This window comes from Pseudohongiella sp. (assembly GCF_040877505.1).
Taxonomy (GTDB): Bacteria; Pseudomonadota; Gammaproteobacteria; order Pseudomonadales; family Pseudohongiellaceae; genus Pseudohongiella.
In genome coordinates, this window is the sequence record NZ_JBBDNQ010000034.1 from 1 (window position 1) to 26,282 (window position 26,282).

Annotated in this window: 24 protein-coding genes and 1 CRISPR repeat array; of the genes, 5 read left to right on the forward strand and 19 right to left on the reverse strand. The window is 53.6% G+C overall.

What is annotated here, in order from left to right; translation table 11 throughout:
- Window positions 1–34: 34 nt before the first annotated feature.
- A CRISPR array of direct repeats spans window positions 35–1,662; the repeat unit is 32 nt; unit sequence GTTTCAATCCACGCGCCCGCGTGGGGCGCGAC.
- Window positions 1,663–1,837: 175 nt separating this feature from the next.
- The 8 genes from cas2 to WD071_RS12270 all read right to left on the reverse strand — a co-directional run bounded on the left by cas2 (window position 1,838) and on the right by WD071_RS12270 (window position 10,491).
- A complete protein-coding gene (gene cas2 / locus WD071_RS12235) occupies window positions 1,838–2,131 on the reverse strand; it encodes a CRISPR-associated endonuclease Cas2 (RefSeq protein ID WP_368048670.1) in 294 nt (97 codons plus the stop codon).
- A complete protein-coding gene (gene cas1c, locus WD071_RS12240) occupies window positions 2,131–3,147 on the reverse strand; it encodes a type I-C CRISPR-associated endonuclease Cas1c (protein ID WP_368048671.1) in 1,017 nt (338 codons plus the stop codon). The genes cas2 and cas1c overlap by 1 nt, the downstream gene beginning before the upstream one ends.
- A complete protein-coding gene (gene cas4, locus WD071_RS12245) occupies window positions 3,144–3,806 on the reverse strand; it encodes a CRISPR-associated protein Cas4 (RefSeq protein WP_368048672.1) in 663 nt (220 codons plus the stop codon). Before cas4 ends, cas1c begins: the two co-directional genes overlap by 4 nt.
- Window positions 3,803–4,672, reverse strand: a complete 870-nt coding sequence (gene cas7c, locus WD071_RS12250) for a type I-C CRISPR-associated protein Cas7/Csd2 (RefSeq protein WP_368048673.1) — start codon at window positions 4,670–4,672, stop codon at window positions 3,803–3,805. Before cas7c ends, cas4 begins: the two co-directional genes overlap by 4 nt.
- Window positions 4,672–6,471: a type I-C CRISPR-associated protein Cas8c/Csd1 gene (cas8c, locus tag WD071_RS12255; protein WP_368048674.1), complete on the reverse strand. Its 1,800-nt coding sequence runs from the start codon at window positions 6,469–6,471 to the stop codon at window positions 4,672–4,674. Before cas8c ends, cas7c begins: the two co-directional genes overlap by 1 nt.
- Window positions 6,468–7,139: a type I-C CRISPR-associated protein Cas5c gene (gene cas5c, locus WD071_RS12260; protein WP_368048675.1), complete on the reverse strand. Its 672-nt coding sequence runs from the start codon at window positions 7,137–7,139 to the stop codon at window positions 6,468–6,470. Before cas5c ends, cas8c begins: the two co-directional genes overlap by 4 nt.
- A 43-nt stretch (window positions 7,140–7,182) precedes the next feature.
- A complete protein-coding gene (locus WD071_RS12265) occupies window positions 7,183–9,444 on the reverse strand; it encodes a CRISPR-associated endonuclease Cas3'' (protein WP_368048676.1) in 2,262 nt (753 codons plus the stop codon).
- An 84-nt stretch (window positions 9,445–9,528) separates the two neighbouring features.
- Window positions 9,529–10,491 carry a helix-turn-helix transcriptional regulator gene (locus WD071_RS12270; protein WP_368048677.1) on the reverse strand — a complete coding sequence of 321 codons (963 nt, stop codon included), beginning with the start codon at window positions 10,489–10,491 and terminating at the stop codon, window positions 9,529–9,531.
- A gap of 164 nt (window positions 10,492–10,655) precedes the next feature.
- Between WD071_RS12270 and WD071_RS12275 the strand changes: the two genes are divergently transcribed.
- The 3 genes from WD071_RS12275 (at window position 10,656) to WD071_RS12285 (ending at window position 12,558) form a co-directional block, all read left to right on the forward strand.
- A complete protein-coding gene (locus tag WD071_RS12275; protein WP_368048678.1) occupies window positions 10,656–10,793 on the forward strand; it encodes a hypothetical protein in 138 nt (45 codons plus the stop codon).
- A 174-nt stretch (window positions 10,794–10,967) separates the two neighbouring features.
- On the forward strand, window positions 10,968–11,777 hold the full coding sequence (locus WD071_RS12280; protein WP_368048679.1) for a motility protein A: 810 nt from the start codon (window positions 10,968–10,970) through the stop codon (window positions 11,775–11,777).
- The gene (locus tag WD071_RS12285; RefSeq protein ID WP_368048680.1) at window positions 11,767–12,558 is read left to right on the forward strand and encodes a flagellar motor protein MotB; all 792 of its coding nucleotides are present in this window, start codon (window positions 11,767–11,769) and stop codon (window positions 12,556–12,558) included. The genes WD071_RS12280 and WD071_RS12285 overlap by 11 nt, the downstream gene beginning before the upstream one ends.
- Window positions 12,559–12,585: 27 nt before the next feature.
- Here the strand turns inward: WD071_RS12285 and WD071_RS12290 are convergent, their stop codons facing one another.
- The 6 genes from WD071_RS12290 to WD071_RS12315 form a co-directional block, all read right to left on the reverse strand.
- The gene (locus WD071_RS12290; RefSeq protein ID WP_368048681.1) at window positions 12,586–13,509 is read right to left on the reverse strand and encodes an alpha/beta hydrolase; all 924 of its coding nucleotides are present in this window, start codon (window positions 13,507–13,509) and stop codon (window positions 12,586–12,588) included.
- 51 nt (window positions 13,510–13,560) lie between these two features.
- Entirely contained in the window at window positions 13,561–14,649 is a 1,089-nt protein-coding gene (locus tag WD071_RS12295) for a 5-(carboxyamino)imidazole ribonucleotide synthase (protein ID WP_368048682.1), read from the reverse strand.
- Window positions 14,650–14,655: 6 nt separating this feature from the next.
- Complete coding sequence (gene purE, locus WD071_RS12300) at window positions 14,656–15,162, reverse strand: 5-(carboxyamino)imidazole ribonucleotide mutase (RefSeq protein WP_368048683.1); 507 nt, start codon at window positions 15,160–15,162, stop codon at window positions 14,656–14,658.
- A 113-nt stretch (window positions 15,163–15,275) separates the two neighbouring features.
- Entirely contained in the window at window positions 15,276–16,388 is a 1,113-nt protein-coding gene (cfa, locus tag WD071_RS12305; protein ID WP_368048863.1) for a cyclopropane fatty acyl phospholipid synthase, read from the reverse strand.
- Window positions 16,389–16,483: 95 nt separating this feature from the next.
- A complete protein-coding gene (locus WD071_RS12310; RefSeq protein WP_368048684.1) occupies window positions 16,484–17,338 on the reverse strand; it encodes a universal stress protein in 855 nt (284 codons plus the stop codon).
- A 76-nt stretch (window positions 17,339–17,414) separates the two neighbouring features.
- Window positions 17,415–18,782, reverse strand: coding sequence for an MFS transporter (locus tag WD071_RS12315; RefSeq protein WP_368048685.1), 1,368 nt, complete (start codon window positions 18,780–18,782; stop codon window positions 17,415–17,417).
- A gap of 263 nt (window positions 18,783–19,045) precedes the next feature.
- Between WD071_RS12315 and WD071_RS12320 the strand changes: the two genes are divergently transcribed.
- Entirely contained in the window at window positions 19,046–20,191 is a 1,146-nt protein-coding gene (locus WD071_RS12320) for an OmpA family protein (RefSeq protein ID WP_368048686.1), read from the forward strand.
- A 235-nt stretch (window positions 20,192–20,426) separates the two neighbouring features.
- Here the strand turns inward: WD071_RS12320 and groL are convergent, their stop codons facing one another.
- The 5 genes from groL to WD071_RS12345 all read right to left on the reverse strand — a co-directional run bounded on the left by groL (window position 20,427) and on the right by WD071_RS12345 (window position 25,177).
- Complete coding sequence (gene groL, locus WD071_RS12325) at window positions 20,427–22,082, reverse strand: chaperonin GroEL (RefSeq protein ID WP_368048687.1); 1,656 nt, start codon at window positions 22,080–22,082, stop codon at window positions 20,427–20,429.
- Between the two features lie 74 nt (window positions 22,083–22,156).
- The gene (locus WD071_RS12330) at window positions 22,157–22,447 is read right to left on the reverse strand and encodes a co-chaperone GroES (protein WP_294130603.1); all 291 of its coding nucleotides are present in this window, start codon (window positions 22,445–22,447) and stop codon (window positions 22,157–22,159) included.
- Window positions 22,448–22,695: 248 nt separating this feature from the next.
- Window positions 22,696–23,229, reverse strand: a complete 534-nt coding sequence (locus WD071_RS12335; RefSeq protein ID WP_368048688.1) for an FxsA family protein — start codon at window positions 23,227–23,229, stop codon at window positions 22,696–22,698.
- Window positions 23,230–23,275: 46 nt separating this feature from the next.
- Window positions 23,276–24,691 carry a hypothetical protein gene (locus WD071_RS12340; protein ID WP_368048689.1) on the reverse strand — a complete coding sequence of 472 codons (1,416 nt, stop codon included), beginning with the start codon at window positions 24,689–24,691 and terminating at the stop codon, window positions 23,276–23,278.
- Between the two features lie 3 nt (window positions 24,692–24,694).
- Complete coding sequence (locus WD071_RS12345; protein ID WP_368048690.1) at window positions 24,695–25,177, reverse strand: YajQ family cyclic di-GMP-binding protein; 483 nt, start codon at window positions 25,175–25,177, stop codon at window positions 24,695–24,697.
- Here WD071_RS12345 and WD071_RS12350 point away from each other — a divergent pair.
- Complete coding sequence (locus WD071_RS12350) at window positions 25,176–26,279, forward strand: 2-dehydropantoate 2-reductase (protein WP_368048691.1); 1,104 nt, start codon at window positions 25,176–25,178, stop codon at window positions 26,277–26,279. The two genes, WD071_RS12345 and WD071_RS12350, sit on opposite strands and share 2 nt — an antisense overlap.
- The last annotated feature ends 3 nt before the right edge of the window (window positions 26,280–26,282 follow it).

Here is a 26,282-nt window from a genome sequence, read left to right on the forward strand (position 1 = left end):
TGATCATGAGCAAGGTGTCGGCGCTCAGGGTTTCGTTTCAATCCACGCGCCCGCGAGGGGCGCGACTTGATCATGAGCAAGGTGTCGGCGCTCAGGGTTTCGTTTCAATCCACGCGCCCGCGTGGGGCGCGACAGCCTGAACATGATCACAGATAAAGATTTGTCATTGTTTCAATCCACGCGCCCGCGTGGGGCGCGACCAGTACTGCCACGCATCACGACACCCGCACTGACAGTTTCAATCCACGCGCCCGCGTGGGGCGCGACCTGATCTGACAGCGCAGGCGCAGGCCATTGCCGATGTTTCAATCCACGCGCCCGCGTGGGGCGCGACAAAAAAATGCCCCTTCAGGCCGCCAAGATTGGCGAGTTTCAATCCACGCGCCCGCGTGGGGCGCGACCGCAACAGATGCTTTCTTTGCCCAGTGACGTCTCGTTTCAATCCACGCGCCCGCGTGGGGCGCGACCTGGGCTGGTATGACCTGAGCGCCGATGAAACCGAGTTTCAATCCACGCGCCCGCGTGGGGCGCGACAGCCTACGGAAGGTTTGAGCGCTGTTCTGACCAAGTTTCAATCCACGCGCCCGCGTGGGGCGCGACGTGAAAATCACCGGCACTGAAATGCTGGCCCGTGTTTCAATCCACGCGCCCGCGTGGGGCGCGACAAGGTGCAGGCGGTTGATCTGGACGCGTCGGACCTGTTTCAATCCACGCGCCCGCGTGGGGCGCGACTCATTCCGATTCCTCCAAATAATCAGCCACCGCCCGTTTCAATCCACGCGCCCGCGTGGGGCGCGACCCCGCCCGGTATCAGTTTTTTGTTCCACCGATACGTTTCAATCCACGCGCCCGCGTGGGGCGCGACCGTGCAGGAATCAATAGCCACACGCGAGATTGATGCGTTTCAATCCACGCGCCCGCGTGGGGCGCGACTTCATGTAGTTGAGGATAGTACCCCAAACGCCGAGTTTCAATCCACGCGCCCGCGTGGGGCGCGACAGTAAATGAAAGGCTTGCGCAGTTTCGGGCGCAGTTTCAATCCACGCGCCCGCGTGGGGCGCGACCTTGATAACATAAAGCATGACACCATCCAAAAGCGTTTCAATCCACGCGCCCGCGTGGGGCGCGACTTCCGCGTATGTGGGTGGCGGTGCGATTACAGCCGGTTTCAATCCACGCGCCCGCGTGGGGCGCGACGCCCATTGATCAGCTCGAACTGCGCTATTGGTATTGTTTCAATCCACGCGCCCGCGTGGGGCGCGACCGATGTGCTCTGGCAGCCCTGCATCGACGCAAACGTTTCAATCCACGCGCCCGCGTGGGGCGCGACCGACCTTTCCCAGCTCAGCCCACCTGATGTTATCGGTTTCAATCCACGCGCCCGCGTGGGGCGCGACCTATCCAAATCATTTTTCATTTTTGTAAACTCCTGTTTCAATCCACGCGCCCGCGTGGGGCGCGACGCCGATAAAAAGGACAACATCTACCCGGTGAAAGAGTTTCAATCCACGCGCCCGCGTGGGGCGCGACCATATCGCTATGCAGAAACGCGTACTCAGACACGTTTCAATCCACGCGCCCGCGTGGGGCGCGACCCAACCCGAAGTTTCTGTATGACGGCGAGGATCTGGTTTCAATCCACGCGCCCGCGTGGGGCGCGACCGCAGCAGTATAACTACTTGACAGGTATCAGCAAACTCCGAATCTGCCGCTAACCTGCAGAAGGGGCTCAATACGCAGCAAAACTATTTACTGCCACTAAAATATATTGTTAAAGAACAAGTAGATAGAGAAGCGCTAACCTGCCGGAGTTTAGATGAGAACTCAAGGTTAGCGGTCACAGAATAAGGGCATCTCGCACCATATCATGAACTGGCTTGGCACCATGATGTTCGACCCGTTGCCGGCCTTTGCCACCCAAGAAATAGAACCGGAGGCTATCCTCTTGAGGATCGTAGATATCGAGTAATTTCGATTTCAACATCGTAAACTGAGCGGGATCAACTTCGCACTCGAACACAGAGTTTTGTACCCGGCTACCGTAGTCCAGGCAGGTTTTAGCAATGCGTCTCAGACGCTTCTGACCGCCTTTGGAAACCACACTGACATCGTACGTCACTAAGACTAACATTACTTCAGTACGTACGGTGGGTAGAGTTCAGTGTCACCACGAATGTGACGGGCCAGCAACATTGCCTGGCAATGGGGCAATAGTCCAATCGGCACTTGCTCTTCCAAATATGGGTGAACTACTTCCACCTGTTTGCGCTCCTGATAGGCCACGAGAAACTGCTTACGTGAATCATCACTCATTCGGACAGCACCACTGGCCTCGGTCACAAAATCGCTCAACTGAAACTGACGTCTATTGATCAAAGTCAATACGAAGCGATCCGCCCATGCTGCACGAAATTCCTCCAACAGATCCAGTGCCAAACTCGACCGACCAGGTCGATCTTTGTGTAAGTACCCCACGTAGGGATCAAGACCAACGCCAGCGAGAGCCGAAATACATTCTTGTGCAATCAACGAATAGGCAAACGATAACATGGCGTTCACAGGGTCAGTGGGAGGTCGCCTGACACGACCACCAAAGACGAACCCAGGGCCACGAATCAGTTCGTTAAATACAGAAAAATATGTCGCGGCTGCTTCCCCTTCTATGCCCCGCGCCTCATCAACACTGGCAGCATTCTTGGCGCGCCGACAACTAATGGCCAAGCGATCGCTGGCCGCTCGCAGTGCCTGATTATCGCCATGGTTACGAATTTCCCTGAGTAAGACTGATCTGGAATTGGCAATTTTCGCAGCGACAATCAATCTGGCAATATTTGTGGACGCTACTTCATCGTCTGCCCATCTGAACTGCTTGCGTCGAAGTAATACATTACCGGTAATTCTGCCCTGAATCCTTGCCAGAAATCGGCCATACTGGGTGTAGAACGTCAGACCAATGCCCTGTTCTGCGCAATAGCCCATCAAGAAGGGTGACACGGAGACGTTTCCAAAACAGACGATGCTGGCCATATTGATGGCCGGGAACTGGCCTAGTTTTTCGCCCTTTAATTTTATGACAATCGTCTCCCGTTCCTTGTGAACATAAGTTTCCTGACGATTGATATAAAGGGAGTTCAGCAGCTTTTTCATTCACCTATTTCCGCAACGTACTGGGTTGTCTTATCGGATCGAAATGTGTCAGGTTGACAGATATCTTTCAAAGAACAGGCACGGCACCTCGACTTTGTAGCCAGGGGAGCCGGCGTGAGCCCGTTTTTCAGTAAATACCGTGCGTCTTCGATGACATCGCGAGTCAAGTTGCGCAGTTGCTCATTTATGACAACGGACTCCCGGCGGCGTACCTCCCAGTACCAGATCGCTCCGTCAGGTACAGTCGTTTCACGCATCTCCTCTATGCAAAACGCCTGGGCACACAGCTGGATTTTGTCCCATTCCTCGATCTTGGGCTTGCCTCGTTTGTATTCCACCGGAAAATATCGTGTTGGACTACCGGTTTCGATCTCAATCAGATCCATCTTGCCGATTAATCCCAACTCATGTGACATTAACGAAACACTGCGTTCGTAGCGCACTTTCCCGCGCTGCTCAGTTTCATGTGAATCAACTCTTTGATGAAGCACCTGTCCCTCTGCTGTGAATCGGTTCTCGGCCCAGGCCTGCTCGATGTGTATCAGCGCAAACTGCCTGGGGCAGTATGCGTAGTGCTGAAGTGCTGAAATTGCCAGATAATCTTCTACCGTGGGCAAACCCGTCGAATTCGACGGGTTTGGGCCTGACAGCTCAGTCACAAAAGCTCCTGAACAACCACGCCTTCCGAAACCTCGGACTTATTTACGATAACTTTATAGTCAGTGTAACCCCTCGCCGGAGTATCAGAATCACCATTAAGTCTTTCAACTCTAACAGACTCAAACAACTTATGAGCAGGCGCATTGCCCATTGGATTGTCGTGCTTGAATACAATTAGTTTACGAGCAGACATTTCACCACGTGCGGCCGAACGGTCGTGCTCAAACGCATTGATCAATGACTGCCATAGCAACTGCAGATCATCTTCCGAGAATCCGGTTTTCTCTGCCAGCTTCGCGGACACATAACCATGCATTCGGTACAAACCGTATGGAACAATGTGTTTGCGCCCCATTGTGCGCTCCTTTTCCAGATCCTTCTCATTAGTCACAGCCATGCGCGTGATGGAAATTTCCATAGGGACAATAGGATCAATTGAATGCGCAAACGCCAGTTGTACCGGACCACGGACTTGCCCCGCATTCACTTCAGTGGTCATCACAGCGCCGAAGGCACGTACATCAAAATAATTAGCACACATCCACTGAGTCAGCTCCAGCGCTTTCTGCTGATCTTTAGGCAGCTTTTTGGCCTCATGCTCGATATCCAGTGCTTTGTAAGCCTTTTTATGCTGATTATTCAGCACAGATTTTTCCTGCATATAGATGTCATAACCAGCGGTATCTTCCTTGGCGAGCGCCACAAAATTTCGGATCTTTCGCTTCAGACAAACATCTGTCACCAGACCCTGATTTGTTTCTGGATCTAACCTTGGCATATTGCCAGCATCAGGATCACCATTCGGGTTCCCATTGATCACATCAAATAGAAAAACAAACTCATAACGGTTCTTTAAAACGCTCATCACTCTTCTCCTTCCATGATTTCAGGTTCATGTTTTTTGAATATCTCCGCCCGCTGATGGTAGTAACCAATGGCGAACCGACCCTGTGACTCCATACCCAGACTTTTTGGGAATTGCGATGGCAACTTACCAACGATTTCATCCAGTTGCTTTTCCAGATTAGTCGCTAACCCAGGTTTGTTTTTTTTCACCTTGCTCATGTGATTTTGTGCACTTCTCAGCAATACCGGGAAAATGTGGGCTGGCGTTGCTGATGCTGCGCCAAAGTAACGATCACGAATCGTCGCGTTAACATTGCGACCCAACGCAGCGCTTTGAATGGACTCTAACGAAGCAAACAATCGACCAAGCAGGTAGCCTGGATCCGAATTTTCAGTATCTAGACTCACGGGGATCTCCTTGTGGTTGGTTAGTTTCTTGGTCAGCCGAGCCTCTCTTGTGAGTACCGCTTTACACAACGCAACTCGAAGTGACGATATATCTCCATCTGCACGCATTCTCATCAAAAGATTACTGAGCAAACTGCGGGGATAACGTTGTCCCGTCAGGATGGATCGCGCCAGTTCACCGGCCAAGTGAGGTGCCACATCCTCCAGCTTGGGTTTGGATCCACCTCTATGAGGGACGGTTTCAGATAGAAGACGCCAGATGGCAGGCTCGCTCTTCCAGGGCAGAGGGTCCAGCAACATATCCTGGTAGTGCTGAGCCATTCGACGCGCAAATACTTCCAGACTATCAACCTGCCAGAATCGTATAGATAGCCTGGCAGCATTTGGTGACAGACCCAGTACGAATATTCTGGTGTCTGGCTGCAAATCCATGTTCAGATCTGTTAAGGGGCGGCCTTTAGCAACCGCCGACAGTGTTGACTGCAGCAAGACATTTTCCGACTCGTCGTCATGCCCGGGCGGCTGCAGTAAAATGCTGAATAGTGACTCCGCTGTATCGCAGCTGGTATTTGCACCTGCTTCTGCCCAAAAAACAACGGTAGCGTCCCCTATCTGCAGTCTGTGCTTATTGGCTTCACCTCGGCGTAGTAAATAATTCAAGGCAGTTCCGTATCCGAATGACGCCCGGCTCGAAACAGGTGCGTTATCGCCTTGCGATTTTCCATACGACTCAAATGCATTCTGGTTAAATGAAACGAGTGAAGCGCCGGAACTCTGAGCGCCATTGACATTCTTTATAGTGGGATGCAGTTGTGAAATCGACGCTATTTCACCGGTCACCAGACATGTAGTCGACCCCTCACTATTTTGTTCCACTTGCTTGGCACGAACTGCTCTGGCAGCTGGACGTTGATGCAAAAAGTCCCGCTCTCCATCAACACGAAATACAATATTCGTATCGAGCGCCTCGGGAGGTACTTTGTCAATCAGCTCTGGCGAGACCGGATTCCATTTGGTTAAAAATGCCAATAATGCCTGTAGGCCTTCGTCCTCTGTACCATCCAGTAGCTCCTGATGATAATTCCTGAATGCATCAAACGTCCTGCCTGCTCGCTCAATATCCCTTTCCGCCTCACTGGCAGTGAGTCCAAGGACATAACCTGTTTTATCCCAAAACAGGCAAGGCGAAATTCCCGAAGATCGCTTCGGGGGCTGAGGCACCTGCATCACTCTTGGACGTGGCTTTTTACCTGACGTGTCCATAAGGCTGATGACATCAACCAAATCCCCGGCCCTATTAATAACCAGGGCAAAACTTACCTGCTCCTGACTAAACCCGAATGGCGGCACATCATCGACACCCTGTTCCACCAGTCTGTTGTAGTAATCATTTAATGCTATCAGGATCATGATTTAACTCCCTCCGCATCAGTTTCCGGAACGTCAATCCACCCATCCCGCATCACGGCACGAAAAAAATACGGCGTGTTGTCCGCCGTAAAGTCGAAGTCGTGCAACATCCAGCCCAGATCCCTTTCGCCAGCGAAAAACGAATCCGGCTCCGGGTAGTTCTCATTTTCCAGCAATTCAAAGTTCGCGGGGAACTCTCGTACACCCAGGCAGGGTGCATGGAAGAACTGCCCTTTACGTGCACGACGGTTGAATATATCCAGATGCTTGCCTTCTGTTTCCGAGGGCTCAGCAAGATCTGTCAACTCAAAGTGAGCCTCTATGACATAGGCAACATCCTTAAGAACGGTAGCCGCGCGTTGCTGACGATCCTGATCCACGAGCGCCACAAGTCCGTCCGTTGATCCAGCATTCATTGCTTTTTTTACCGAAGCTGCAGAGAGTTTACTGCCCACTTCGTTGCGCCGTATCGATTCAAATCGAATTGGCTTCAGCACAAGGATATGATCAATACGCCATCGTATAGCTGGCTTCCAATGAATGGCTTCGAGGATCCCACGTGCTGCCGAGGGCGTGATGACGTCGTAGCTGACTCGTTCCGCTTTCATCTCCGGTCTCGTGAAACAGGCCCTATCCCCCCAGACCTTTAGTTTGACTCCATATGCCATAGCTCCTCCTGATACCTTTCAGGCTGCAAATAATACACATTATTCAAATGACGCTTTGCTCCGCCGACGTAAACTCTGGGTTTTCCCAACTCAGGCCACAAACCGGGTCGTACAAATCTGGTTTACATAGTTCCATAAACTGATCACCAAATTTTTGAGGATTGATGGCATGCACTGCTCCTGCGGCTACCAGAGCCTGGAGGCCATACTCCGGCACCTGCACCAAATATCCCTGCAACTTCTTAGCAATTCGCCCCGGATATTCCATGTATGCGAGTTCTTTACATAGCCTCGTGACTTCAGCGTTTCCCGCAGCTTCACCGTCTCCGAAATATGGAACGATGACAGGCTTCATATTGCTCTCAATCATCCGGAACTTATTGGCTATTTTCTCGTATGGAATCCCGTCCACTCGCCCTCGTTCAATCGCGCTCAACAATTCATAGGCGTCCAGTTCCTTTTCCTTCAACCAATAGACTTCACGGAAATAGTCGATAATGGCACCCAGCGCCAGAGGATTTGATTCATGTTGACGAAAAACACTTCGACAGGCCTGCGCATACTGCGCAAGTTCTGGGGGTGTGTTCCAGTCGCTAGCCACATTGAAGACATACACCCAACTGTCTTGCACAGCATTACTTCCCTCCCGGTTGCATCGCCCCGCTGACTGAGCAATTGAGTCCAGGCCAGCCTCCGCGCGGTAAACGGTCGGGAAATCGACATCTACGCCTGCTTCAATCAATGATGTCGACACCACGCGACATGGTTTGCCACTTTTCAAAGTCGCCCGGATTAGATCAAGCTGCTCACTGCGATGCCGGGCACACATGAGGGTCGTCAGGTGAAAGGCACCGTCTTGTGATCTGATTTGATCAAAAAGACTTCTTGCATGTCGTCGATTATTAACAATGCACAGCACCTGGTGTTCTGCATTCACCCGATGGACAAGATCATCATCAGTCAGATCACCGATGTGTTTGATCGACACTCGCTGCAGTTGCTGGTGAAGCGATTGCGGATCGGACACCAGATCTCTTACTCCGATGAGGCCATCAATAAATCCGTCCGACTCTCTAAGAGCAGGTTGAGTAGCGGTGCACAGCACGGCACTTGTTCGATAATTCAGTGCAAGCTCGCTGATCGCAGCAACACATGGCCGAAGTAGCTTCAGTGGTAGAGTCTGGGCCTCATCCAAAATGACAACACTATTGGCGATATTGTGTAATTTTCGACAACGCGACGATCGATTAGCAAAAAGACTTTCGAAGAACTGAACAGCCGTCGTCACTATAATAGGCGCTTCCCAGTTCTCTGCCGCCTGCCGCAGCTTATCTCTAGAATCAGGATCCTTGTAATCCCTTTGATCATCCGAAAATGCGCTGTGGTGCTCCAATACTGCATGCTTACCCAACGGGCCTAGAGCCTCCCGAAATACCGCTGCATTCTGCTCAACAATGCTGGTGAACGGGATGACCAATATGACTCGACGCAATCCGTGTTTAATGGCGTGATCGAGGGAAAACGCGAGTGATGTCAGTGTTTTACCACCACCCGTTGGTACGTTTAGCGAAAACAGTCCAGGCTCTTCTGCCGACTTGCCTTTGACCTCGGCGAGAATTTGTGCCCGGATCTTGTTGACTCCATGGCTATCGTTGAATTTTGGTTGCGCCAGATACTTATTAAGTTGTGCATGGAGCTCCTCAATTGTCGGGAAAACACTGTTTCGAGCCTCTCGTTTTTCAATCCGGTCATAAAATGCTTCGGTATCCAGAAAATCCGAATCCACCAAGCTGGAAAATATCATCCTCCCCAAAAATGCTAGCTGGAAGTATTGCTGACCCTGGCGAATTTTGAATGGAGGTAAATTTAGATCCTGGGGTAGAGGTATTTCCGATTCCCATGCCGGATCCAATTTAGTTTCGGATTCACGTTTCAAACGATTGGCCAAGGGCGTAATGCGGTTTTCGACGTCTTCTCGACCATCTGCTAAGCCTGCATGATGGCCGGCAATTGCATAAGCCAACAGCTTTCCCAACTCGCCATAGCGCTCCAGTACAATCTTTGCACCCCAGGTTGCGTGGTCCACTTTTTTGCTGGAACCTCGCAACCGATCTTGAAATTCCGGGCAGTATTTGCCTACGTCGTGCAGCAGTCCAACAATTTCAGCGAGGTTTGACGCACCAAAGTGTGCAGCCTTTTTCGCTCCGAGACGTCCAACTACCTGTAAGTGTTCACTCAGTAGTTGCCAGTCGGCCTCTGGCAACCCCGATGCGGAGTGAGCATAGTATGTTGGATTTTGCGTCATTAGTTCTTCCGCTGAAAGTCAATTTTCCAGGATTTAATCAACCCTAACACCCCACCTGCCCCACCACATGCACCACTGGAAAAATTACCAGTAAATTCCATACATTTTCCTGATTTTCTCTGCCACCTCAGTGCGCAACTCCGCAGGTGCAAGCACCTCAACATGCTCCGCATAACGCAGAATATCCATGACCAATTCGGGTGAGTCGGCATAGGGCAGACTAAGGTGATAACCCTCGTCACGCCATTCACCCACTTGTTCGGGGTGCCAGCTCTCCTCCGCTACCCATTTGGCCGCCTGGGCGCTGAAGCGCAGGTGTGCCGTGCTTTTGGCCTGGCCGCCAAAAATGCCAAATCCGCTCCCCAGGAAATGGTCCAGATCAACAGGCACAACGACCTGGCAAGGGACATTTTGAACGACAGGCGCCGCAATGCGGTCCAGCGAGAACAGGCGCAGGTCCTGAGCGGCCTCGCAGTGGGCCACCAGGTACCAGTTGGAACGGTAGTGAATCAATCGCTGCGGGTGCGTCAGGCGGTTTTCAGATGCGACGCTGCTGCGGCTATGATAGTCAAAGCGCAACTGTTGCGCTGCCAGTGTGGCTTCGGCCACCGGGTCAAAAATGGCAGGACTGATAACGCGGAACTGAATGGGCTGAATCTGGATCTTTTCGCTGATGCGTTCAGCCGAATGGCCGGATTCGCCCAGCAGGTTGCGAATGCGCTCTTTCAGCGGCAGCAGACGATCGCCCAATAAACCAGGTTGCACCTGTTCCAGCAACTGTTCGCTTGCCAGCAGGGCGTACAGTTCGCCGGAATTCATCCAGAAGCCCGGCAGCTCAAATACGCCTGCACCCGGGTCGTAGCGATGGCCATTGTGCTCGCGGGAATACACCAGCGGCGCGCCCAGCATGTCGCGCAGGTACTCAAAATCGCGGGTGACGGAGTTGCGAGAGCTATCCAGCGCCTGAATGAAGGCCCTCATGGGCACAGGCTGCCGGGCGGTTCGCAGCATCTCGTGAATTTTGTATATCCGCTCAAAACGGTTCATGATCACATCCTGTGACGCCGCATAACTGATTGATTTTCTGCCCTGATTCTTCTACAGACAGCTGCCAAGTGCAATAACAATACGCGAGCAGCTCGGGATATGATTTTCGTTTGTTTATTGGGTGATATTGGCATCTTGAGTTGATAGAACGTCAGGAGAGACCCGTGAGTGACAACAAACCCAATCTTGAACCGTTCAGCAAGGCGATTGATCGTCTTCAGGAAGGTCTTCTGCGTTATCAGCAGGACATCAGCGATACCCAGATTCGCGACGCGCTGATCCAGAGTTTCGAGTTTACTTAGGAACTGGCACACAAAACACTGAAGCGCAGTATGGAATACGCCTCCCCCACGCCTGAACAACAAGCACGCGCATTCTGCCGACATCGCCTGATATCCTGTTAAAGATTTGCCCGCAGCCGCCGACATTATCTGCGTTGAAGCCCCTAATTCGCGAATTGACTGTCAGGACGCCGCATGAATCCATCAACCATCATAGGCATGCTCGCCAGCGTAGCGCTGCTGGGCAGTGTGCTGTTTTTCTCTGCGGAATCGGAATCCAGCTTTCTTAACCTGCCTGGCCTGGCCATCGTCATTACCGGCACCATGGCAGCTACTTTCATCAGTTATCCGCTGAAAGAGGTGGTACGCGTATTCGGCCTGGTGGCACTGGTGTTCAGGCGCGAAAACACCTATACCCGTGACGATATCAAGGAGATGGTACAGGTTTCACGTCTGTGGTTTCAGGGCAATATCAAGGATGTAGACGATGCGCTGGCCAAAATAAAGAACCCCTTCCTGCGCACCGGTATTCAGTTGGTCATTGCCAATACAGACGAGCAGGAAATCATCGATACGCTGCGCTGGCGTATCGCGCGCGTGAAGGCGCGCGAACGCGCAGAAGCCCACATTTTCCGTACCATGTCGACCTATGCCGCCGCCTTCGGCATGATTGGCACCCTGGTTGGCCTGGTCAACATGCTGGCCGTGATGGACTCTGGCAGCCTCGACATGATTGGCCCGCAAATGGCCGTTGCACTGCTGACCACGTTTTACGGCATCCTGCTGGGCAACGTGTTTTTGCAACCCATTGCGGTCAAACTGGAGCGACGCACGGAGGAGCGCCTGATCGCCATGAACATGGTGCTGGAAGGCATTGCCATGATGAGCAAACGGCGTCCACCATCCTTCATTGAAGACACACTGAAATCCTTTGCTGCAACCTATCAGGATGAAATCCGCGACAAGGGCATGCCACCGCTGAAAGGGGCCGCGCGTGGAAAATAGCCGCTATGCCGTTGACATGGTCGGCGACGAACCCGGTTCGTCCGAGGGCACCGATAATAGCTGGATGCTCAGTTACCTGGATGTCCTGACGCTACTGATCGCGTTTTTTGTCCTGCTGCTGGCCATGAGCGAACCCAAAACCGACGATGACGACATCCCCGCAGAAATCGCGCAAACCGGTTCTGCCGGGTCAGCGGCCGGGTCAACCACGCAAACGCCTTTGGACGAAACCGGCGGCGTCATGCCCGGCGGCATTGGCGTGCTGCCGGAATACAACAGCTTGCTGGAGGGGACCTCCGGAGAAACCACACCGGATGCTGAAGATGAGGGCAGCGACGCCGATCAGGATGCACGTCTGGAGAGCCTGGAAAATAGTCTGGACGCCTTGTCCCTTCAGGGTGTGGACGCCCAGCCCGGGCGCGAAGGCCTGACTTTGCGCATTGCAGACAATCTGCTGTTTGCCAGCGGTCAGGCTGAGCTTATGTATGAAGGTATGATGCTGATCAGTCAACTGACGGGGTTCCTCAATGCTTTTGAGGGTGAAATCTCGATCGAAGGCCATACCGACAACATCCCCATCAACACGCCTCAGTTTCCATCGAACTGGGAGCTGTCCAGCGACCGTGCCATCTCTGTATTGCGCTTCCTGGAGTTTGACGGCATCTCCGCCACTCGCATGCGTGCGGTGGGTTATGCCGACACCCGTCCTCTGCAGCCAAACGATACACCGCAAAACCGGGCTGGCAATCGCCGGGTGGAATTGGTTCTGCGAGAGCCCTGAGCCGTCAGCCCGGCGACCAGTGTCCGGTCAGGCGGAGAACTGCCTTACATAGTCACCGATCTCCCGCATGACTTGATTCGCCTCCGGCAACACCGGCACAAACAAAGGCCACACATGTGGTTGTCCACGCCAGATTCGCAGGTCAGTCGACACATCCGCGGCTGCAGCCCGCTCGGCCACGCGTAATCCATCATCACGCAATACTTCATTGTCACTGACGTAAATCAGCAGTGGCGGAAATCCGGCATACTCGGTGTATAACGGTGACGCCCGGGCGTCCATGGCCGATGCGCCATTGAGATAGGTGGCGGCGGCCCGGCGAATAGCATCGCCGCTGAACATGGCGCAGGTTCGGGTATTGCTGTCCACTGACTCACTGGTCACAGCCAGATCGGCATAGGGAGATAGCAGCACCGCAGCAGCTGGCATGGGCAACCCGGCTTCACGTATCTGCACCAGCAGGGACAGGGACAGGCCGGCACCGGCCGAGTCGCCCGCGAGCAAAATATCAGCAGCATCATGCTCGGTCAGCAGGTAACGATAGGCGGCAAAAACATCATCAGCGGCAGCAGGAAACGGATGCTCGGGTGCCAGACGGTAATCCAGTACAAACACGCGGGCATCGCAGGCGACCGCAAGCCGCGACGTAAAGGCACGATAAGACAAAGGCGAACCAAACAGATAACCACCACCGTGGCTGTAGAGCACAACGCGCGGGCCACTGCATGATGCCGGTGTCAGCCATTCACCATTAACACCCTCATGCTGTACCGACGTCACGTCGACATCGCTGGCGATAGGGTTTTTCCCCATGTCACGATCCAGCGTCACGCGAAAACGCGCGGGATCAAAATCAGGACGTAAAAGTTTGGGTTTGAAACGGCGCTTCAGAAACCAGCTTAAAAAATGCGATCTCAAAGACCGGCGATTGACGATGGTACGGGTCAGCATCTTGTCACCTGTGGTTTATGCTCTAACGCTCTGTTGTACCACAGGCACCGATCAATTGTCAGCAGCTATCAGCGCCTTGACCTTGCCAAGCTGGCGACGCATGGTGTCCGCATCGACGCTGCGCACAGTGGCATGCCCAACTTTGCGGCCATCCTTGAACGCCTTGTTGTAGTCATGCACGTGGCAGTCAGCAACAGCAGCAAGCTTGTTAATGCCAGGGACACTGCCAATAAAATTAATCATGGCGCTTTCACCAAGTTTTGCGGTCGATCCCAGCGACAATCCGGTAATGGCCCGCAGGTGGTTTTCAAACTGGCTGCACTCTGCCCCTTCAATTGTCCAGTGCCCGGAGTTGTGCACTCTGGGTGCAATTTCATTGGCCTTGAGCCCGCCATCAACTTCGAAAAATTCGAATGCAAGCACACCCACGTAATCCAGATGTTCCAACACGGCCGACGTGTACTGCTCGGCCAACGCTTGCAGCGGATGTTGATCGCTGGCAATAGACACCCGAAGAACCCCCTCGTTGTGCGTATTATGGACCAAGGGGTAGCACTTGCTGGCGCCATCGCGACCGCGAACCGCGATCAGCGACACCTCGCCGCTGAATTCAACAAAATCTTCCAGAATACAGGGCACACTGCCCAGTTCGGCGAATGCTCTACTGACATCGGCAGAGCTACGCAGTACTTTTTGACCCTTTCCGTCATAACCCAGGGTGCGGGTCTTGAGCACTGCCGGCAAGCCGATACTGGCCGCCGCCTGCTCCAGATCAGCCTGCGAATCAATGGCGGCGTAGGGCGCAACCGGAATATCCAGGCTGCGAAACAGGTTCTTCTCCAGCAGGCGGTCGCGGGCAATACGCAGCGACTCGGCACTCGGAAATACGGGAACGAACTGGGACAGAAAAGCGACCGTGTCGGCCGGCACACTTTCGAATTCAAAGGTCACCAGGTCAACCTGATCGGCCAACTGACGCAAATGTTCATGATCGTGGTAATCAGCGCGAATGTGTTCGCCCAGCGCCGCCGCGCAGGCGTCCTGTGCCGGGTCCAGAAAAACAAATTTCATGCCCAGGGGGGTACCTGCCAAAGCCAACATCCGGCCCAACTGTCCGCCACCTATAACACCTATTTTCATGATAGCTCAGGCCTGCCGTGGATCAGAATTATCAAGCACATTACTCGTCTGTTTGGCGCGGAACGCCTTCAGCGACTGCTGGTGCTCAGGATATTTGTTGCCCAGAATGCTGGCTGCCAGCAGGGCTGCATTGACCGCACCGGCGCGGCCTATTGCCAATGTTGCCACGGCAATACCGGCTGGCATCTGCACGATGGACAGCAGGGAGTCCACCCCTGACAGCATGGATGACTGCACGGGCACGCCCAGCACCGGCAAATGTGTTTTTGCGGCACACATGCCCGGCAAATGGGCAGCACCACCGGCACCGGCTATGATCACCTCGATGCCGCGACCAGCCGCCTCGTCTGCATAGGAAAACAGCAGATCCGGTGTCCTGTGCGCCGAAACCACCCTGACCTCATGCGGTATCCCCAGCTGTTCCAGCATATCTACCGTATGACTCATGGTAGCCCAATCGGATTTGGAGCCCATGATCACGCCAACCAGTGCAGACCCAACAAGCTCAGACATAGTCGTCGCCCCTGTGCAAGAAAAAGCGCGTAGTATACCTGAAAACGCCTTTTCTGAGAACAATTAGCGACAAAGTGAAGATTTACACATTAAAAGGAAAAGCAGTTGCCCGCTTAACTGACCCGGCTATAACCACCGTCAACGCCATGCCGTGACAACACCAGTTGCCAAAGCTGCAGATCCCGTGCGCGGAACGCTCCGGCGCAAGACAATAAGTAATAGCGCCACATTCGATAAAAGCGTGCCCCCAATTCTTCTTTGAATTGTGGCCACGCCGCTTCGAAATTGGCGAACCACGCCATCAGTGTTTTGTCGTAGTCTGCGCCGAAATTATGTATATCTTCAATGATAAAACGATTTTCTACACTGCTGGCGATCTGAGCCAGGGAAGGAATCTCACCGTTGGGAAAGATGTATTTATCTATCCAGGGATCAACGCCTGACGTATTGACGTTCTTGCCTATGGTATGCAACAAAAACAAACCATCTTCTTTCAGACAACGACCCGCAACATCCATGTAGGTCGTGTAATTTTTGCGCCCTACATGCTCGAACATGCCAATACTGACAACATGGTCGAAACGTTCGTTTATATCTCTATAATCCTGGAGGCGAAACTCAATCGGCAGACCCTTGTACTTTTCTTGACCCCATTCCGATTGCTCCTTTGAGATCGTCACCCCCACACATTCCACACCGTAGTGTTCGGCGGCGTAGCTCATGAAGCTACCCCAACCGCAGCCAATGTCCAGCACCCGCATGCCAGGCTCGAGCCGCAGCTTACGGCAGATCAGATCCAGTTTAGCCTCCTGCGCCTCAGCCAGGGTTTCCGCATTCCGCCAATAGCCGCAGGTGTACACCATACGAGGACCAAGCATTGCCGCGTAAAACTCATTTCCAAGGTCGTAATGTTGCTCTCCAACTTGCCAGGAACGCTTGATATTCTGTAAGTTGAAGAAGCGAGCTCGCAACGCATGCAGCGCCAGACTGGCGGGTTTGATTGTCTGATCCAGCTGCGCTCTCAAGACGCGGTAAAAAAACTCATCAAGCCTCGGTACGTCCCACTCGCCATCCATATAGGCCTCGCCGAGCCCCAGACTACCGCGAGTTAGTACGCGGTTGAGTACACCGGCCGAATTAAACCGAATGTCCCAGGGCCGTGTACCCCCGATACGGATATCCGCACGCCTCAAGGGTTCAACGAACGCTTTTGATGCGGAAGGCATTTTGGAAAATGCCTCCGTGACATTGTTATTGACTGATGACTGTGTCATGTCTGTTCCTCTTGTTCGGCTCACATATCGTCAATTTTGTAATAACTTTATCGCAGAACCAGCACCGGCACCGAAGAGTGACTCAACAATTTTGTGGTATTACTACCCCACAATAATTGCCGCAGACGCGAATGGCTGTAAGCACCCATGATGACCATATCAATCTCATTGTCACGGGTGTAAGTGGAAAGACTATCGTCTACATCATTGGTGACAAGAAGACGAGTAATAGTCGGAATATCACCTTCTTCCAATGTCTGCTCTGCCCACCGCAGTTGCTCTCTGTGCTCGTCAGTATCCGCCCCCACCTGCACCACATGACATTCAATACCATTAAACAACGGGCTCTCAGCAATCAGACGCACACCTTTTGCTGTGGTTGCGCTACCGTCAAATGCCATCAACACCCGTCGCGGGGCAACAAACTGCTCCATCACAATCAACATGGGTCGCCGCAAGTTACGAATTATCTGCTCAATGTGCGAACCGATGCTGCCCGAGGCAAGCGTATCGTCGCCACGCTTACCCAGAATCAACAGACGTATGTCGTCTTCCATTTCCTCCACGATATTGGACAGTGTGCCACGGACCTGAAGCAGCCTGGGTTCAACACTTCCGGCTTTAACTATGCGAGCAGACGATTTTTCCAGTATGGCATCGCCACGCTTACGCGAGAGCTGCGCTCTCTGATAATCCAGCTGTTGAAGCTGGCTTTCAATTTCTTCGTGTTTGTCGCGCTCAGTCGGAGTCTCGGCAGGTTCTGCCGGTTCCGCTAACAGCGGCTCTGACACGTTGAGCAAGTGTAGCGGTGCATTCAGCCGTTGTGCCGACCAGGCGGCGGCATCGCAAACAGCCTGGGAAAATTTGGAGCCATCGATACAGGCGATAATGTTCTTGTGCATGATTAAATTCCTTTCGTATTGTAGGTAACAGGCAATCGCTGGGACTGCCCGTGAATCGTGTGCAACACCCGATGCATCAGGAGTGCCCTGACACATCGCGCTTGCTTAAGGATTCCATACGTCTGGCAAAATCTTCCTGCATGCCTTTCAACAGTGCCATCTGTTCCTGGCTGTCCGCATTCTGCTGTTGCAGAGCGCTGTTCAGGCGGGTGGAAATCTCTTCGATTTTCCCCTGTAATTCTATGTTTTGACTTCGCAACTCGTTAAACGCGTGTTTGCTGCTGCTCCGCGACAGCCAACGTTTCATACCGCTAAAGTGCAACGCACGCTCGGCCATCAACATCACTGCCACCAGCACCAGAATCAGGGCCATGATGGTGTAGGAAAAATAAACTGACCCGTCGCCGAAGGTTCTGGACACCGTACCCAGAAAGTTAGGCGCGATAAATTGCCCCAGATAGATGCTGCTGACCAATACCGCTGTTGCGGTTGATGTCGCAGCACCGGTAGTAATCTTGGTAGCGCTGTCAAAAATGACCGGTACCGTACTGCCGTAACCAAAACCCAGAATCAATACACCAAGACCCAGCAATACAAGATACTGGTTGAGGAAGGCAATCAGCACAAAGCCGACTGCCATGTACAGTACTTGAATCGGAATAAAGAAACTTTTATACAGTTTGCGAAAATATGCCATCGACATACCGCCGAGAAAACCGCCAACGGAACAGACTGCGATAATAATTCCGTTGACCACTGTATTGGTGACGTCCATCTCGCTGAGGAACAATGACATATTGGACGGAATGCCAAAAAACACGATAAAGGTCATAATCATGTAGACCGCGAGCAGGAAAACCCGTCCATCCAGTCTGTTATTGGCCGATGCCTTTTCATAAGGCGCGGGGACAATTTTGGGTAAAAAGGCAATGACCAGCACAAGAATAAACGCCGCCATGCCATACGCCAGGAAGGAATACTGCCAGCCGCGCAGCGCCAGAAAGCCTGAAACAACAATGGCAATGATGCCACCGAGATTGGTTGCCGCACTCTGCAAACCCAGGGTTTTGGTGCGTTCTTCACCTTCGTAATAATCGGATATGAGCGTGATCGAGATCGGAATCATCAGACCCACCGAGATACCCAATAGCACCCGGGTGAAAAGCATGAACATCATATCGGTGGACAATGCACCACCGATTCCGCCGATCAGATAAAGTATCAGTGAACCAATCAATATTGATTTTTTTGAATAATACCTGACCAGATAACCGGAAACAAAACTGAAAGGCACCACCATGCCGGCATGAAGTGATGTCAGCAGATTAATCTGGAACGGACTGGCCTGTGGAAACGCGAGTGCAATTGAGGCGACTGCAGGCGCAATCATTGCACCCGCCATCACCGTAATCAGCGAAACGGATAAAATAGCGTACTTAAGCATTTAGCTTACCTTTTTGAGACAATCAGTATCACTGATTGTTAAAAACAACAAAGATAAGACCCGGAGCGGGGAGGATCTTCAGACAGGGGGTTCAAACTTCAATGCGCCAACGGCAGCAAGGCAGGGGGGCTTGAAAGCGAGGCGTATACTACTCTTTTCGAGGACATATCTCAAGCACATTTCGACTGGAGTAACTTTCGTTTACTGGTCCCACGCAACAAGGTATCATCATACCTGCTAATTCTAAAATGGAGTTCAAACGAATGAAGCACGCCAACAAATTTATCAAAAGCCCACTCGCATCTTTTATAGTTTCAACACCCTTGTTGTTTGCAAGCTCATTTGTTGCAACCCCATCCGCATTTGCCCAGGACAATGGTTTTTATGGCGGTGTCAGCATTGGTGAAAGCCAAGGCCATATATCGCGCTCTGATCTGGTACAAGGCTTCAACGCGGATGGCCGACAGGTCCGCTCGATAAACAAAACAGATGACGACTTTGGGGGGAAACTTCTGTTCGGTTTCGATATCAACCCGACTTTCGCTGTCGAGTTCAGTTATTTTGATCTGGGTCAGTACGAATTCAACACCACGCTGGCTCCTGCGCAAAATATGCGCGGCAGAGCAAGCATAGAGGGAATCGGCGTGGATCTGGTAACAAAAATGCCGATAACGGACAATCTTACCGCGCTCCTGCGCGCAGGTATGACTCATACCACCGTCGCGCAGTCATTTCGCCAATTCCCTTTGACTCCCCCCACCGGTTTTGACAACCAGACTCCACGTGACAACAAGCTGAAGGCCGGTCTGGGTCTCGAATATGCCTTCTCCGACGCACTGTCAGCACGCGCCGAGCTGGAAGCCTACCAGTTGCCTACAAACCAGATGATCGACAACAAAGCAACATTGGCAACTGTTGGCTTGGTTTACCGGTTTGGCCGCACCGCAGCCCCGGCACCTGTAGCACCAACACCTGCGCCCGCGCCGAGGCCAACACCCACGCCACCGCCAGCACCTGAGCCCGTCAGCGTGACGCTGGAATCCGACGTGCTGTTTGGCTTTGACGATTGGACAATCAGTTCTGCGGGGCAACAGGAGCTGGATGCGCTGCTGCGTCAAATCAATGAACTTGATTTCGAGGCTGCTATCGTGGTGGGACACACAGACCGTATCGGTTCACGCGAATACAATCTGGGGCTGTCTGAGCGCCGGGCCAACGCGGTGCGACAGTATCTGGTCAACGGTGGCATCCCGGCAAACAGAATCACAGCCAGAGGTGTCGCCAACGACGAGGCCACGATTCCATCAAGCGATTGTCGTAACCTGGGGGGCGGTAACGCTGCCACAATTGCCTGCCTGGCACCTGACCGCCGCGTTGTCATCGAAATCGACGGCAACCGCGAACCGTAATTACACGGGACTGTCTCGCTCAGCGCAGGAGCTGATGCGGGGCGTCCGTCGAGGAACAATCAGGGCGCCAACGGCGACCGTTCCGAGACTGCCCGCCATGGATGGCGGAAATGCAGGTTTTGCAGGAGCAAAAACCTGCCGACCCCCGTATCGGCTCCTGCGCTGCACACAGAACCAAAAAAAAGGGCCAGCGCAAAAACGCTGGCCCTTTTTTTATGTCTATGGAAAGCCGGGCTTACATCATACCGCCCATGCCACCCATACCGCCCATACCACCCATGCCACCCATATCCGGGCCGCCAGCAGGCTTGTCTTCAACGATCTCGGTGACCATGCACTCGGTGGTGATCATCAGACCAGCAACCGAGCCGGCTGCCTGCAGCGCGCTGCGGGTTACCTTGGCCGGATCGATAATACCGGCTTCAACCATGTCAACGTACTCACCGTTGGCCGCGTTGTAACCCATGTTGCCTTTCAGGCCCTTGACCTTGTCCAGAACAACTGAAGGCTCATCACCAGCGTTCTTCACGATCTGACGCAGCGGTGATGTCACGGCACGCAGCAACAGCGCGATACCCACGTTCTGGTCTTCGTTGTCACCTTTCACCTTGCCTTCAACGGCCTGCAGAGCACGCACCAGGGCAACGCCACCGCCAGGTACCACGCCTTCTTCAACCGCAGCACGGGTTGAGTGCAGCGCGTCTTCCACGCGGGCTTTTTTCTCTTTCATTTCCATCTCGGTGCCGGCACCAACCTTGATTACGGCAACACCGCCAGCCAGCTTGGCCACGCGTTCCTGCAGCTTCTCTTTATCGTAGTCAGAGCTGGTATCTTCGATCTGCTTGCGGATCTGGCCAACGCGTGCTTCGATCGCTTTGGAATCGCCGGAACCGTCAACAATGATGGTGTTTTCCTTGGACAGGGTAACAGTCTTGGCGCTACCCAGATGCGATACATCGGCTTGCTCCAGGCTCAGGCCCACTTCTTCGGAAATCACAGTACCACCGGTCAGGATGGCGATGTCTTCCAGCATGGCTTTACGACGGTCACCAAAGCCTGGTGCCTTGGCCGCAGCCACTTTCACGATACCGCGCATATTGTTGACGATCAGGGTCGCCAGCGCTTCGCCTTCCACGTCTTCCGCAATCACCAGCAGCGGGCGGCCGGATTTGGCCACGCCTTCCAGCAGCGGCAGCATTTCGCGGATGTTGGAGATTTTCTTGTCAACCAGCAGGATATGCGGGTTTTCAAGTTCCGCGCTCATGTTGTCCTGGTTGTTGATGAAGTACGGCGACAGGTAACCACGGTCGAACTGCATGCCTTCAACCACGTCCAGCTCGTTTTCAAAGCCAGAACCTTCTTCAACCGTGATCACGCCTTCCTTGCCCACTTTCTCCATGGCTTCGGCAATGATCTGACCGATATCGTCATCGGAGTTAGCGGAAATGGAACCGACCTGAGCGATAGCCTTGGAGTTGGCACAAGGGGTCGACAGCTTGCCGATTTCCTCGACCATGGCCTTTACGGCCTTGTCGATACCGCGCTTCAGGTCCATCGGGTTCATGCCGGCGGCAACTGACTTGAGGCCTTCGTTCAGGATGGCCTGCGCCAATACGGTAGCAGTCGTGGTGCCGTCACCAGCCACGTCAGACGTCTGGGAAGCAACTTCCTTGACCATCTGCGCGCCCATGTTCTCGAACTTGTCCTGCAGCTCGATTTCCTTGGCCACGGACACACCGTCTTTAGTGACAGTCGGAGCACCGAATGACTTGTCCAGAACCACGTTGCGGCCTTTGGGGCCCAGGGTTACCTTGACGGCATCTGCCAGTACGTTTACGCCTTTAAGCAGTTTCTGGCGGGCGGAATCACCAAATTTTACGTCTTTAGCCATGTTATTTATTTCCTGTATCTGAAATTGGGCTGAAATTGGATTTAGTCGGACAAATTAGCTGAGTGAGCGGCTTATCAGCCTTCAATCACACCGAAAATTTCGTTTTCGCTCAGGATGAGCAGCTCTTCGTCGTCTATTTTCACAGTGTTGCTGGCGTATTTGCCGAATACCACCGTGTCACCGACCTTCAGGTCTATCGGACGCTTGTCGCCGTTTTCCAGAATCCGGCCCGGGCCTACGGCAAGTACTTCGCCCTGAGCGGGCTTTTCAGCGGCAGAACCTGGCAGCACGATACCACCGGCGGTCTTGGTTTCCTCTTCCTTGCGGCGCACGACAACACGGTCTTGCAAAGGTCGAATCTTCATTATTCGTATTCTCCTGACTTAACATCTTGATTGATGATGGACGAAACGCTGCCCGGCTCACTTACAGCCTGTCATCTGACAGGAGCCGGCGCAGCAAAACTTAATAACTGCTTGTGTCTGCGTTAATGGGGTTCAGACGGCGAATTTCAATGGCGGGAGCAAAAAATATTTTACATTCTGCGCATTTCAGCGAGCCTGCCAGGCCCGGTCAGGATCATGGTGCGTGCCGCACAGAAGACCCGCACAGATCAGGATTTGGTTTTGTCATCTCCGGACAGCTTTCCGGTCCCGTCGTGGTCGTCCCGGTCCACGATTTCTCCGTCAACGGTGGTGCCTTCAGCCTTGTCGGGGCCGGCGCCGCTGCGGCCGCGATACCCCGAGAAGCCTGCACCAAAGCCCGATGTGCGACCACTCATGCCACCGACAAAAAAGCCGGTACCGCTGCGCATCAGTCGCAACGCCAATTTGCGCCGTATTGGCGGCGTCAGCAGCGCAAAACCAATGGCGTCGGTGATCAGGCCCGGCGTCAGCAGCAAGGCCCCGGCAAAGGCCAGAAGCATGCCTTCCACAATTTCCTGCCCCGGCAGCTCGCCTCCGGCCATGCGTTGATTGGCACGACTGAGGGTACTGAAGCCCTGAATCCGCAAGACATTGATGCCAACAAATGCGGTGACGATGACCAGGCCCAGCGTTGCCAGCCCGCCAATCAGATCCGCCACTTCAAACAGAAGCAGCAGCTCAGCGATGGGGATAACAATAAAGGCCAGCAATGGAAAAGGCATAATGGGTCTCATGGCAATGGATTGATGCTGGAGCGCACTGGTTCGTTCAGGCGGGCTGACGGTCCCGGTACTCCTCCACCTGCTTACCGATGTACCATAACATCAACAGGCCCGGAATCACCATGGCACCGGTCAACACAAAGAACAGGGCCCAGTTGCCGCCCAGCGAGTCCACCAGGAAGCCACTGCTGGCTGCCAGGGTAGTGCGTCCAAAATTGGACACCGAGGACATCAATGCGTACTGGGTGCCGGTATAGGTACGACTGGTAAAATAGGAGATAAAGGATATGAAGGCCACGGTAGCGAAGGCAGCCGTGAAGTTATCCACCACCAGGGTCACCAGCAACAACGGCACGCTGGGCCCGACAATGGCGATGATGGCAAACATGCAGTTGGCCACCCCCATCGCGATGCCGCCGACAAACAAACCCTTGAGAACACCAAAGCGGGTATTGATCAGAGCCCCGGCAAGACAGAAAAACGCCGTCATCAGGCCGCCAAAAAACTTGGTATAAAACGCTATCTCGTCCCGGCTGAAACCGATTTCCACATAAAACACCAGAGACATGCGGCCAAGCATGGCATCGCCCAGCCGAAACAGGATCAGCAGCGCAAATATGGACAACGCCAGTTTCCAGCCACAACGCTGAAAAAACTCCCGGAACGGTCCGATCAGCAAGGTGTTGAACCACAATTTGACTTTAGGCCAGCCACGCAGCTCGTCAGCACCGCCTGCCTGTGCCACTTGCGCATCATCCAGCGCCAGAACACTGTCAGCGCTGTCGGAAACACCGGCCGTTTCCTCTGCGGGTTCCCGGACCAGCATGACGCAGATCATCAGGCCGACATACAGAAGTGCCAGCACCCGATACACATCGGGCCAGGCCAGACCTATGGTTTCGCCCCCCAGGCCCAGCGCCAGGGCACCGCCGATAAAACCATACCCCGCCCACCAGCCCGTAGTGGTCACCGCAGCGGCAAAGGGCATTTTGTCGTCCATCTCCCGGCGCGTGAAGATATTGATGCGGTAGGCATCAACGGCAATATCCTGGGTCGCAGAGAAAATGGCAACACTCAGCGCGCACAGACTGACCAGCATCAGGTTCTGACGCGGGTCACCAAAACTGAGCAGTAGAATGGATACCACTATCAGGGTCTGGGTCAGAAGGATCCACGAGCGACGCTGCCCGAATATCCGGTACAGTACTGGCAGGCGAACTTTATCGACGAAGGGAGCCCACGTCCAGTTGATAGCATAGACCGTGGCAACCGCACCGATATAACCAATAGCAGATCTGGACAAACCCGATGACTGCATCCACAACGTCAGCACCGATCCGTGCAGTACCCAGGGGAAACCACTGGAGAAGCCGAGCAGAAAAATAGCAATAAAACGCCGGTCTTTCAGCGTCAGCAGAGACTCACGAATGGTTTTGACGGTTTTGACATCGGCGATTGGCAAAAATCAGTCCCGGAAATTGTCGAATTGCAGCGGAATGTCGAGTTTGGCTTCACGCAGCATGGCAATCACTTCCTGCAAATCATCGCGTTTTTTACCGGTGACCCGAAGCTTTTCACCCTGGATAGCGGTTTGAACTTTCATTTTTTTATCTTTGATCATTTTCACGAGTTTGCGCGCCATGTCGGCTTCTATGCCCTGTTTGATGACAACCTTCATGGTGGCTTTTTTGCCGGTCTCGACAATATCGCCCTCTTCCATGCTTTTGATGTCGACATTGCGCTTGACCAGCTTGCCCTTGAGGATTTCCATCATCTGCTGAATCTGGAAATCCGACTCTGCGGTCACCGTAATATCTGCTTCGTTGAGTTCAAAACTGGCATCAACGCCCTTGAAATCAAAACGGGTGCCGACTTCGCGGCTGGCCTGATCAACAGCATTGCGCACTTCGGGCAATTCAACTTCGGATACAATATCAAACGATGGCATGGTCAGACCTCATCTCTCGGATCATCTTAAAGCGGCGCAGACAGCGCCCATCAATGGCGCCTATACTATCACCATGACCCTGACGGATAAACCAATACCACCGGCTGCTGGCTGGCATGTTCTGGGCGCTGGCGCCATGGGCTGCCTGTGGGCGTGTGCCATTCACCGGCACCTGCAGCAGACGTCGCCACCGGGGGCCGGCGTCAGTCTATTGCTGCGAAACCGGCAGGCGCTACGGGACTACCCCGGCCACGTGAAATCCACCGATATGACAGCACCGGTTGCGCTGCCGGCGCATGCGATCAATGATCTGACCGGACACCCGCATGAACCCATCAATAACCTGCTGGTTACCACCAAGGCTCAGGACACCCTGCACGCCATCGAATGCGTAGCGACGAAGTTGTTGCCGACATCTCGCATTGTATTGCTGCAGAACGGCCTGAAAGTACAGCGTGAGGTCAGCCTCCGCTTTGGCGCCGAACGCGTATTCTGCCTGTCAACCAGTCACGGGGCCTGGTTGCGCGCACCGTACGATGTTGTCCACGCGGGCGCCGGAGACGCCTGGCTGGGGCAGCTCAATGCCGCCGCCGATGCATCCGGGCAGTTGCAATCCCTGCTCGACCTGTTGCCCGCACGGCAATTTAATGTTCGGAAAGATAACAATATCGAACTACGGCTGTGGCGAAAACTGGCCATCAACTGCGCCGTTAACGCGCTGACTGTCATCCATGATTGCCGTAACGGTGATCTTTTGACAATACCCGACGCCAGACAGGCTCTGGCGACACTTTGCGACGAAATCAGCACGCTTCTACAGGGTATTCCCGGCGCACCTGCAAGCGACGATTTGCACGCGCAGGTTCACGCTGTGTTGACCGTCACCGCAGACAACCTGTCGTCAACACTGCAGGATATCCGCCGCGGACGTCCAACCGAAATCAGCCATCTTAATGGCTACCTGTGTGAACTGGCCGACCGCCACCGCTTGGCCTGTCCGGCCAACAAAGCAGTGCTGCAACAAATGCGTGTGATAGAATCCGCAGCTTGCGGGAGCACGGGGAGCCAAACCGATCCGGGCCCGGCCCAGGACACTCATTAACAG